General features: G+C 47.9%; 10 protein-coding genes. All 10 read right to left on the reverse strand.

Features of this window, described 5'->3' with window-relative positions; all coding sequences use genetic code 11:
* Positions 1-9 precede the first annotated feature (9 nt).
* Entirely contained in the window at positions 10-990 is a 981-nt protein-coding gene (gene spoIIGA / locus MHH92_RS20735; protein ID WP_091014080.1) for a sigma-E processing peptidase SpoIIGA, read from the reverse strand.
* A gap of 261 nt (positions 991-1,251) precedes the next feature.
* Entirely contained in the window at positions 1,252-2,367 is a 1,116-nt protein-coding gene (gene ftsZ / locus MHH92_RS20740; RefSeq protein WP_017687306.1) for a cell division protein FtsZ, read from the reverse strand.
* Positions 2,368-2,517: 150 nt separating this feature from the next.
* Positions 2,518-3,804, reverse strand: a complete 1,287-nt coding sequence (ftsA, locus tag MHH92_RS20745) for a cell division protein FtsA (RefSeq protein WP_253501941.1) — start codon at positions 3,802-3,804, stop codon at positions 2,518-2,520.
* A gap of 293 nt (positions 3,805-4,097) precedes the next feature.
* Entirely contained in the window at positions 4,098-4,865 is a 768-nt protein-coding gene (locus MHH92_RS20750) for a cell division protein FtsQ/DivIB (RefSeq protein ID WP_036614865.1), read from the reverse strand.
* Positions 4,866-4,923: 58 nt separating this feature from the next.
* Entirely contained in the window at positions 4,924-6,207 is a 1,284-nt protein-coding gene (gene murA, locus MHH92_RS20755; protein ID WP_036614867.1) for a UDP-N-acetylglucosamine 1-carboxyvinyltransferase, read from the reverse strand.
* Positions 6,208-6,224: 17 nt separating this feature from the next.
* Entirely contained in the window at positions 6,225-7,130 is a 906-nt protein-coding gene (gene murB / locus MHH92_RS20760) for a UDP-N-acetylmuramate dehydrogenase (protein ID WP_076250757.1), read from the reverse strand.
* A 149-nt stretch (positions 7,131-7,279) separates the two neighbouring features.
* Complete coding sequence (murG, locus tag MHH92_RS20765) at positions 7,280-8,389, reverse strand: undecaprenyldiphospho-muramoylpentapeptide beta-N-acetylglucosaminyltransferase (RefSeq protein WP_340028839.1); 1,110 nt, start codon at positions 8,387-8,389, stop codon at positions 7,280-7,282.
* 7 nt (positions 8,390-8,396) lie between these two features.
* On the reverse strand, positions 8,397-9,494 hold the full coding sequence (spoVE, locus tag MHH92_RS20770; protein WP_100527061.1) for a stage V sporulation protein E: 1,098 nt from the start codon (positions 9,492-9,494) through the stop codon (positions 8,397-8,399).
* 48 nt (positions 9,495-9,542) lie between these two features.
* The gene (murD, locus tag MHH92_RS20775) at positions 9,543-10,964 is read right to left on the reverse strand and encodes a UDP-N-acetylmuramoyl-L-alanine--D-glutamate ligase (RefSeq protein WP_340906023.1); all 1,422 of its coding nucleotides are present in this window, start codon (positions 10,962-10,964) and stop codon (positions 9,543-9,545) included.
* A gap of 3 nt (positions 10,965-10,967) precedes the next feature.
* Positions 10,968-11,936, reverse strand: coding sequence for a phospho-N-acetylmuramoyl-pentapeptide-transferase (gene mraY, locus MHH92_RS20780; protein WP_340906024.1), 969 nt, complete (start codon positions 11,934-11,936; stop codon positions 10,968-10,970).
* Positions 11,937-11,939 lie beyond the last annotated feature (3 nt).

An 11,939-nucleotide genomic window follows, 5' to 3' on the forward strand; every position in this document is an offset into this window, starting at 1 on the left:
ACGTTCCTCCTATACCACATTCAGCGGCTTTTCTGTTGCTCCCGCAGAGAGAGCCGTAGACTGCGCAGAAGCAGCGTCTTGCACAAGTTCAGGATGAATCACGGCCTGGTATTTCCCATCCGACGACAAAACACCTCCATCCAGCCCAATAAGTACCCTTGTCGTCTCATAACATGTTTCCTCCATCGTCACCTTCACCCGGTCCGGCTTCATTGCCAGCATAAACGCAGTCCCTTTGTTAATGCCCCGATAAGGCACCAGCCGCAGTCGATCCTGCCACTGAAAACTTTCCTGATCAAGCTCCAAAATAAGGTTGTCCGGCGCCTCGTCCTTGAGTCTACCCTTCCATGAAGCGGGTAACATGTCTTGCCATAACGAAACCTCCATCACCATGACCGGCATGCGCGATAAGGGATCTGTAAGTTGATTGCCCGTATCCAGAAGGCCTGTACAAGAAATGACTACCTCATCGATGCAGACCTCAACTTTACCCAAATAGGTCGTCATGCGATCCGTTTTCCGTTTTGAGCTCTGCACAGCTTTAAATAAAAACAGGACAGCAAAAAATACGATAAACGTGAACCAGAAAGCAATTTTCAGATCAAATGACATACCGCCAGAAGCCGTGAACCAAATGCCGTTAAACAACTCACCGGAGCTCTGAAGCATGTAATGCACACCCAGAATACCTCCGGCAGCGACAAAATTAATCACATAGAAGGTACCGAGCGTCCTCGCAAAAGCCTGCAGACCTTTAAAACCAAAAGCAATCGTAAGCATGACCAGCGAGAACCCGAACTTGATCAGAAAGGTGAACATAAAATCAAACTCCGGTACAAACATCATGACCACGTATAATGCACCCACAATGGCTGACAGCAACCATCGCCACCAAACCAGCTTTGTCTTGCGCATCCAGGCGGTCATTCCGATGAGTGCACCGTCAATACACAGGTTTGTCAAAAAAATTAGATCCACATAAACAACCAAAGTCTTCACCTGCCTGCGCGCAACATATCGAAATACCGGTACCCGATATCCTGATATTCATGAGCATATTCACAAGTATACGGAGCCCCCTGTTCAAAGTCTGTCTAATCATGGGGGTGTGGTTCCAACTTTTTTTGTCGGAATTGCTCAGGCCCTTTGTTCAGAATTTGTTCATTGCTGTATGCTATGATATCTAAATAAACAGAAAAAACCCGGTCGCTCCATAAGGAGTACCGGGTTTCCAATAAATTGATTTGCGTATTAATCGTTGTTATTATTGCGTGAACGATTGCGTAAAAATGTCGGAATGTCCAGCTGATCATTGCTCGGCTGATTTCCGAAAGGACGCAGGTTCGGCGAACGTGTATCCGTCGTCTCCGCTGTTGCTGGAGCTGGCTTACGTCCTGGTGGTGGTGGAGCAGGTTTATCTTCAAAACCGGTTGCAATAACCGTAACCTTAATCTCCTCTTTCAGGTCTTCGTCAATGATGGCACCAAAGATCATATTCACTTCCGGGTCGGAAGCAGAAGTTACGATCTCTGCCGCTTCGTTCACTTCATACAGGGACAGATTAACGCCACCCGTAATATTCATGATTACACCGCGAGCACCTTCAATAGAAGTTTCCAACAAAGGACTCATAATGGCTTTCCGTGCTGCTTCTGCGGCACGATTCTCACCAGTTGATTCACCAATCCCCATAAGGGCTGAACCACGTTCGTGCATAATCGTTTTGACGTCAGCAAAGTCAAGGTTGATCAGACCCGGTACAGCGATCAAATCAGAGATACCTTGCACAGCTTGACGAAGTACGTTATCCGCTTGACGGAATGCTTCAAGCATAGGAGTCTTTTTGTCCACGATTTCGAGCAAACGATCATTAGGAATCACGATCAGTGTGTCGACTTTTTCCTTGAGAGCTTCAATACCTTGCTCTGCATGGCTGGAACGCTTGCGTCCTTCAAAAGTAAATGGACGAGTTACGACACCAACGGTAAGTGCACCACACTCTTTAGCGATTTCGGCAATAACCGGAGCCGCACCTGTACCTGTACCACCGCCCATACCGGCTGTAACAAATACCATGTCTGCACCTTTCAACGTGTTCATGATCAGATCGCGGGACTCTTCCGCTGCTTTTTTACCTACATCCGGGTTGGCGCCAGCACCAAGACCACGAGTCAATTTATCACCGATTTGCAATTTATGCTCGGATTTCGCCAGGTGTAACGCCTGAGCATCCGTATTCACCGTAATAAATTCAACACCTTGTACACCATTTTCAATCATACGGTTGACTGCATTGCTTCCGCCGCCGCCTACACCGATGACTTTAATTTGAGCCAAGCTCTCCATCTCGAAATCAAATTCCAACATATTATTCCATCTCCCCCTCAATGTGCATGGATGGCCCGTCCAATTTTTGATTTGAACCGAATCAATTTCATATATCGACGAACGAAAGCGTTTATTTTAGTACCGGCGCATTCAGACGGCTTCAAGAATGTATGAAATGGATCCAACCTGTTATATAAATTCGCTGAACATATTCTTCAGCCGCTCGAACAGACCGGGTTTTTGCTCCGATTCCTGTGCCGCATTTGGCTTCGGACGGTTGGTCGGTTTCTTGTTGTTATTATTGTTGTTGTTGTTATTTCCACCGCCGTTATTGATCGAGGGACGAATGCGCAAACTGCGAATTACACTGTGCAATATGCCGACTCCGCTTGTAAACCCGGGGTCACGCACACCAATATAATCCGGAACTGCAACTCGTACCGAAGCAGCAAGCTCATGCTGAGCGACCTGCAGAACCCCCGGCATAGAGACCGTACCTCCCGTTAGTATATAACCTCCAGGAAGCTCGTTGTAACCAAGACGCTTCACTTCTTGGGATATCATCTGGAATATTTCTTGAACCCTAGGTTCAATAATTGCTGCCAGATCCTCCTGTGAAAACTCCTTGTCTACATTACTGCCAATTCGGGTGACTTTGAACATCACATCCGCAGCAGCATCATCCAACCAGGCGCAGCCATATTTCAGTTTCACCTTCTCCGCCTGATCCGTTAACGTGCGTAAGCCATAGGCGATATCATTTGTTACAAATTCCCCACCTATAGGCAACGTTGATGTTGCAACAAGACTGTCTTCTTCAAAAATGGCGATGGTTGTTGCACCTGCTCCAATATCAACAAGCACTGAACCCATCGTTTTTTCATCTTTGGACAAAGCCAGTTGACCCGCTCCAAGCGACATGAGAACCAGATCGCTTACTTTCAGACCCGCTTTTTCCACGCAGCGCAAAAGATTATGTATCGCGGTTTTTGCACCCGTAATGATCGTTGCTTCAACTTCCAGACGAACACCAATCATACCACGGGGGTCCTGTATGCCCTCCAAGCCATCTACAACATATTGCTTGGCGACAACATCAATAATTTCCCGTTCCGGCGGAACTGCAATGACTTCGGCTGCTTTCAACACCCGTTCCATGTCTTCTTCTCCGATTTCACGATCCTCGTTAGACACAGCCACGACGCCGTGACTGCTCATCAGTCCGATATGATTTCCCGAGATTCCAACATACACTTCGGATATTTGAATACCTACCATACGTTCTGCATGATCCACTGCGTTGCGAATCGACTGCACCGTCTGATCGATATCTACGATTACACCTTTGCGAATTCCCTCCGAGTCGGCAGATCCAACTCCTATAATATTAAAGGTTCCATTATTCATTTCCCCAATAATAGCGCGAATTTTGGATGTACCGATGTCCAAACTAACAATGATGTCATTGTTGCTCAAGTCTGTGGCACCTCCTGACTCCAATAGTAAATTACGTTCGAATTTAAACACTCTTAAAACATATTCAACACACTTCAGGCTTTCCCTCTTTTTTCTACAATGTTTTTGGGTGTCAAAATCTGGTTGCCAGACATAAAACATTGAAGAAAAAAGAAGGAGGCAACTCATGTGCCATAAGTTCAAGTGTATCATTTTTTCTTCATCTCAGAAAGAACAAGTTTCATTGCTCTGACGGGGTCAAACCCCGACCTGCCTAGGCTTTCATATTCAGTCCAGCCTCATCATGGCAAAGATCAGGGGCTTGCTCCTGGTTCAGCATCATCTTCCGGGTCATCCGGGATGAAAGGGACATAGGTATCTGCCTCAAGCATGGTGATTTTCCCAGGCCGTTCGGTCTCAATCACCTGATTCAGATACTCCACTTTATCCGATAAAAGAGAGACGGTTGTAATCACTTCAAACTGCGATTTGGTATACATCCGAATCTGATCCGGAAATGAAGGCGTTGGATTCGGAATAATTTCCGAAATATCCGTCGTCAATTCATTCGGAATTTTAGCCAGTGTCTGGCTCAGCTTGGCTTTAAGTGGATCATCAGCCTTCCATTGGGTCAATATGGGCTTCTCCACAGCAACACCAATTGTTGCCGGAACCGTCAAGCTTGTCCCACTGGCTAATATCGCTTTTAGCGTACCGTCAGAACCAAGCTCATAAGCAACCGTGGCATATTCCTGAACCTTGATATGGATAATCCCCGGAAACTTTTTGTCCACGGTAACGGTGGAAATCGCCTTGATGGTCTTGAGACGCTCAATAACCTCGGCAGTACTTGTCCCAAAAAATTGTTCGCCTTCTTTCAGTCCGCTTTTCTCCAGCAGTTCTGAAGTTGCTGTATATACATTACCCGTAATTTCAATTGCCGAAATCCGACTCATGGAAGAACGAAAGAATAATACAGCCAGCAATACAATAAATAATAATAAGAGAATAATTACAATTTTGCGGCTTGTGTTTCCTTTTGGCCGATTCTTCTTCAGAACCGGAATTTGACTTTTAGGCATAAGTAGCGCTCCACAAAGCCTCAGGTCCCCTCCCTTCAAGAAGGGGACGCCAAGGACGTTAATTGGCAAAATCCAACTGTTTCGAAACGGGCGACTGTCGCTCAACCGATGCTCCAAGACTTTGGAATAACTTCTCGATCTGATCGTAGCCCCGGTCAATATGATGCACTTGCTCCACAACCGTTTTGCCTTGAGCAGCCAGACCAGCAATGACCAGGGCTGCACCTGCACGAAGATCGGTTGCTTCTACTGTAGCCCCGTACAGACGGGGAACACCACGGATAAATGCTGCGTTCAGATCGACTGAAATATCAGCCCCCATTACATTCAGTTCATCCACATGTTTGAACCGGCCCTCGAATACCGTTTCCTTCATCACACTGAATCCGTCTGCCAAACTGAGCAGCACCATGATTTGCGATTGCAAATCTGTCGGAAACGAAGGATACGGAGAAGTCACAATACGGTCTACTGATTTGGGACGGCTCATACAGCTCACCGTCATTATATCATTGCAGACTGTGATTTGAACACCAGTGCGCTTCAATACATGTATAAGTGAAGTAAGATGAGCAGGATTGCAGTGTGTAAGCGTAACATTGCCTCGTGTTGCTGCTGCTGCAATCATTACGGTTCCGGCCACGATTCGATCCGGTATAATCTCATACGAACAAGGTTTCAGTTTCTCAACGCCATTGATCGTAATTGTATCCGTTCCTGCACCAATAATGCTTGCACCCATAGCATTCAAAAAGTGTTGCAGGTCCTGGATTTCAGGTTCTCTTGCGGCGTTGCAGATGGTTGTCGTCCCCTTAGCCATAACGGCTGCCATCATGATATTCTCCGTCGCTCCCACACTTGGGAAATCCAAATGAATATCTGTACCCACCAGATTGTGCCCATGACAGATAATCTGTTGGTCCTGCTCTTCAATCAAAGCTCCGAGCGCTTCCAGACCCCGGAGGTGAAGATCAATTTTGCGTTCTCCAATGGCACAGCCGCCTGGCTGATACACTGACACTTGCCCAAACTTAGCCAGCAATGGTCCCATCAAAAAAATGGAAGAGCGCATCTGCTTCATTAGATCTTCTGGCACATCATATGACCGGATAGACGAGGTATTAATCGTCACTGTTCCCTGTTCATGCCGACACGTGCATCCAAGCCGTTCCAGGATATACAGCATCACTTCAATGTCCAGCAAGTGTGGAACGTTATGCAGTGTAACTTCTCCATCTGCCAACAAACTTGCGGCCATAATCGGTAAAGCGGCATTTTTTGCTCCATGGATGCGTATGGATCCTGAGAGGGGTTTCCCGCCTTCAATCACCAATTTGTCCAATGTATCACCTCCGGGGTTTACCGCTCACCCACTACGAAGACTTCCGGTACCAGGTTAATACCGTTTTGAGATGATATAGTGCTCTGTATCTGCTGCATTAGGGTGATAACGTCCTCTGCTGTTGCTTGGCCTGTATTAACAATGAAATTGGCATGCATGGTGGATACCTGTGCGCCTCCCTGGGTCATTCCTTTCAGCCCTGCTGCTTCAATCAGGCGGGCTGCATGATCACCCGGGGGATTCCGGAATACACTACCTGCACATGCCATCTGCAGTGGCTGTGTGCGGCGCCGGCGATCTTTGTAAGCCGCCATCGTTTCCGAAATGACGTTGCGCTCTCCATGCTGGAGTTCAAATGTAGCTTCCAGCACGATGCCTCTCCGATCATGCAGAACAGAGTGGCGGTAGGCAAAATCCATGTCCTCCTTGCTGTAACGTACCAATTCCCCTGTCTCCAGAACAATCTCAGCGAATTTGAATATCCGTGACACATCCGATCCATGCGCGCCTGCATTCATGTATACGGCTCCACCGACAGTGCCGGGGATACCGCTGCCGAATTCCAGACCGGTCCATTCCTTTTTGGCAGCAACCACACTGAGTTTAACAAAAGAATGCGCCGCTCCGGCGGTTACACCGCCTTCGTGAAATTCGGCATAATCAAAGCCCTCGCCTGGTTTCACCACAACACCACGTATTCCTTTGTCTGACACCAGCATGTTTGAGCCCCGTCCAAGTTGCATCCACGGAATCTGATACGTGTGAAGCAATTGAACGAGATTCATCATCTGCTCTTTATTCTCGGGAATGACCAGTGCATCCGCAGGACCGCCGATCTTCCATGTGGTGTATTTGGCTAGCGATTCGTTTTCAAGAACTCTGCCAACATTATTCTGGGATAGTAACGATATCCACTGATGCATGTTTGCTTCCTCCTTTGCTTCAAAACCGATGAGCACGGTATGTTCTGTTGTTACAGACCGTGTTCTGGCGCCATGGAACGATGGTCACGATTTATACGGTATCTTATGTCAGCCCCGTCTTGTGTGTGACAATCGCCCACAATCACACTTTATCGGCGTGCAGCAAGACGCTGAATTTCATGAACAAGCACTTCAGCTGCATCGGGTTTCCCCAGTTTCCGGGAGGCTTCAGCCATTCGTTTGCGTCCCGATTCATCATTCATAATCTTGGCGATGGCTTCATACAGGACTTTGCCTGTAAGATCCTTCTCCAGCATCGTGAGTGATGCGCCTCCACCTTCTAGCGTGCGTGCATTGGCTTCCTGATGATTATTAGTCACGTTAGGTGACGGAATCAGAATCGAAGGAATACCCAGTGATGTAATCTCCGCAAGGAATGATGCACCTGCGCGGTTTACAATCAAGGATGTGCAGGCAAGCACCTCAGGCATATTATGCACGTAAGGCAAGACATGCAGGTGGTTTGGCATCGTACCCAATGAGCTGCGAATGGCTTCACGCGTTTCATCAAAATAGGTATCCCCTGTCACGTAAACTACGTGTACATCGTCCAGTTGTTCCAGCATTGGAGCCATGTCCACCATGGCCAGATTGATTGCTTTTGCCCCGCGACTGCCACCAACCACAAGAACAACACGGCTGTTCATCGGTACACCTAATGTGGCAAAACCACGATCACGGCTAGCCTGGGCTACCGTAGTCGCTCGCGGATTACCGGTGTAGATCACCTTTTTTGCGCCGGAAAACGATTTTTCAGAACCTTCAAAGCTAACGGCAACCGTGTCCACATAACGCATCAAAAATTTGTTCGTCAGACCAGGGATGGCGTTCTGTTCATGAATTATACTCGGAATTCCCAGTTTTGTTGCTGCGTATACCACAGGTCCACATACATATCCACCTGTACCAATCACAACATCCGGTTTGAATTCCTTCAGCATTTTTTTGGACTTGCGTACACCTTGAATGAAACGCATGACCGTTTTCAGGTTGTCGATGGACAATTTCCGCCGAAAGCCCGTAATATCAATGGATTTAAAAGGAATATTTTCTTGGGGAACCAGCTTGCTTTCCAGCCCTCTGGTTCCTCCGATGTATAGAAATGTCGAGTCCGGGTTCTCCGCCTCGCATTGTCTTGCTATGGCAACGGCCGGATAGATATGTCCACCCGTACCGCCACCGCTTAGAACGACTCGCATCGCATAGTCACCTCGCATAACGGGATAAATTCACTAAAATGCCCAGTGCTGTGAGCATGAGGGTCAATGATGATCCACCGTAACTGATCAGAGGCAATGTAATGCCCGTAACAGGCATCATGCCAATGACAACACCAATGTTAATAATGACCTGTACGGCGACCATACCTACGATACCAACACCAAGCAGACTGCCGAAGGCATCCGGAACGGTCATGGCTACACGCATCCCTCTCCACACCAGCACCAGAAACAACAATAATACAATCATTCCACCTATAAAGCCGAGTTCTTCGGCCAAAATACTAAAAATAAAGTCCGTTTGAGGTTCAGGTACATAACTGTACTTCTGCCGACTCATACCCAGTCCCAATCCCGCCAGTCCACCAGGACCAATCGCGTATAAGGATTGAATGATCTGATATCCGGCACCCAGCGGATCGGACCACGGGTCCAAAAACGCTGTGATACGCTGCAGCCGATAGGGTGCTGCTGCAATCAAAGCTGCAAACCCTGCTACGCCGCCAAGAGCAAGCAAGCTCAGATGTTTCATTCGCGCTCCGGCTGTGAAAATAATAAGCATCGATGCGCCCATCATCACAGTGCCAGTCCCCAAATCAGGTTGCAGCATAATAATCCCAAAAGCCAAACCAATCAATCCCAGCGGTGGCAGAAGCCCCGTTGTGAAGGTTTTGATTTTGCCCGGTTCCTTGCTCAGCCAGTGAGCGAGAAACAGAATCATGCCCAACTTCATGAATTCTGAGGGCTGAATACCGAACGAACCAATGCCCAGCCAACTTCGTGCACCACCGCGAACCACACCAATTCCAGGAATGAGCACCCCAATGAGCATAATAAAACAGGCAATCAATATAGGCTTGGCATATTTCCTCCACACCCGGTAGTCTACATTAGCAGTTACGAACATGGCCACAAGCCCAAGCACCGCAAACAGGGCCTGTCTTTTTACAAAATAAAATGAATCGCCATAGTCATGAAAGGCAAGCACCGAGCCCGCACTATATACCATAATAATGCCGATGGCAAGCAATGCCAAAATACAAATCAGCAACCAAATATCTGGTGCCGGTCGCGTCTGTTTCATCAGGAGGCCACCCCTTGCATGGAAGTAGGGGCTTTTCCACCCCCCTACTTACAAGTTATGCGCCGCCTCTTTAAAAATGCGTCCCCGCTCTTCATAGGAAGCAAACATGTCCCAACTTGCACATGCCGGGGATAACAAAACGACATCACCGGCACTGGCAAGCTTCGATGCTTCCTGCACAGCAACGGTTAACGTCCGGGCAGCGTCCTCCTCATTATCGACGACCTTAATTTGCTTTAATCCGGCAAGTTCCGCGACCTTGGCAATTTTTGTCCGTGTCTCACCAATTGCAACGACAGCTTTTACCCGTTCCTGGAACAAGGGTAATAACTCCATCATGTCTGACCCGCGATCCAACCCTCCAGCAATTAATACGACCGGTTCCTTGAACGAATTCAGTGCCATAACCGTTGCTTTCGAATTGGTCGCTTTGGAGTTGTTGTAGTATGCAGAGCCGTTATGCTCCAGGACATATTCAAGTCGGTGTTCAACTCCCTTGAAGTCTGCAAGCGGAGTAGCCAGCACCGCAGGATCAGCTCCTGCCGCTACGGCAATAGCCACAGCAGCCAGTGCATTTTCCACATTAAATCGCCCAGGAAGGCCAATATCCTCAACGTCGATAATGACAAGGTGATTTCCGTTTTCATCCGCGTAGATTACCTGACGCTTCACATCATCCTCTTCTCCATCCACATAAGGAGGATCTGCATACACACCTGTATCCAATTTCTCTGTCACGGAGAAGGGGATCAATCTGCCTTTGATGTAAGGAACCAGACCACGACATACCGCATCATCCCAATTTAGAATGGCTACGTCGTCAGGCTGCTGATTGGCGAACAGTTTGGCTTTGGAAGCCACATAATCATCCATGTTCCCGTGATAATCCAGATGTGTCTCTGCAACGTTAAGTAAGCTGGCAATCCGGGGACGAAAATCAACCGTTCCTTTGAGCTGGAAACTGCTAAGCTCAACAACCATCCAGTTATCTGGAGAAGCTTGCTCTGCCGCTTCACATAGAGGTGTTCCGATATTACCGGCAACGATCGGGTTGAGGCCGGCATGCTCCAACATTTTACCCACCCAAGTGGTGGTTGTTGTTTTGCCGTTGGAGCCCGTAATCCCGATCATGGGTGCAGCACATAGATGATAAGCAACCTCTACTTCGGTCACCACTTCAATGCCCAATGCCAAAGCTTGCTGCACAGGAGCAGCATGGTATGGGATACCCGGGTTTTTGACAACCAGCTTCACACCACTGTGAATCAGATCATCCGGATGTCCTCCGCATACAACAGAAATTCCCAAAGCCTCCAATTCGGAAGCTTCGGGACATTGATCTCTCTCTTTTTTATCATTTACTGTAACCTTCGCTCCGGCGCGATCCAGCACTTTGGCGACCTGTACGCCGCTTTTGGCCAATCCGAGCACGACTACTTGTTGTCCGCGATATGATTCAGGATGGTTCATGATCTACAACCCCTTGTTGAGATAAAGTCCAAGAGCGGCCAAAATTGCGCCTACCGCCCAAAAGGTAATAACAACTCGCCATTCTGACCAACCACTTAATTCAAAGTGATGGTGAATGGGGCTCATTTTGAATACACGCTTGCCACGAGTCTTGAAAGATACCACTTGAATGATGACAGACAGGATCTCGATAACAAAAATACCGCCAATGATGACAAATAGAAGCTCTGTTTTGGTTACAATGGCTACCGCACCAATCGCACCGCCAATCCCCAGAGAACCGGTGTCTCCCATAAACACTTTGGCCGGATGTGCATTGTATACCAGAAAACCGAGTACAGCTCCGATCATCGCTGCTGCACACACTGCTGCCGGCATCGACGTGGCTTGCATCGCCACAATGGCAAACGCGCCAAAGGCAATCGCACTTACCCCTGACAGCAAACCATCCAGACCGTCGGTAAAGTTAACCGCATTGGTAATGGCAAGCATCATGAATACGACAAACGGATAATAGAACCATCCGGTCCAGTCAAACGAGAATGACGTTCCCGGAATAGAGATGGCTGTGCTGTGTCCATTCTGGATCAGCAAGAAACACATCACTGCACTGAAGAACAATTGGCCCAGCATTTTTTGTCTGGCCGTCAGTCCCAGCGAACGTTTGAACACAATTTTGATGTAATCATCCAGGAAGCCAATCAGCCCGAATCCCAGCGTAGCCACAAGCAAGACATAAAAGTCTGTATTCTTGACTGCCGAAAATTTCAAAAAGGCCAATGTGAACGCAACTAAAATGACGACTCCACCCATTGTAGGTGTTCCGCTTTTTTTCAAATGGCTCTGAGGCCCATCTTCCCTAACTTGCTGTCCGAATTTCAGTCGACGTAACAGCGGAATCAGGAGCGGTGCGGCAATCACCGCCAGAATAAATGAAACGCCGATTGTTAACAGTAATACCTGAAAATCCATGGG

The sequence above is a fragment of the Paenibacillus sp. FSL M7-1414 genome (assembly GCF_038003195.1).
GTDB classification, from domain to species: Bacteria; Bacillota; Bacilli; order Paenibacillales; family Paenibacillaceae; genus Paenibacillus; species Paenibacillus amylolyticus.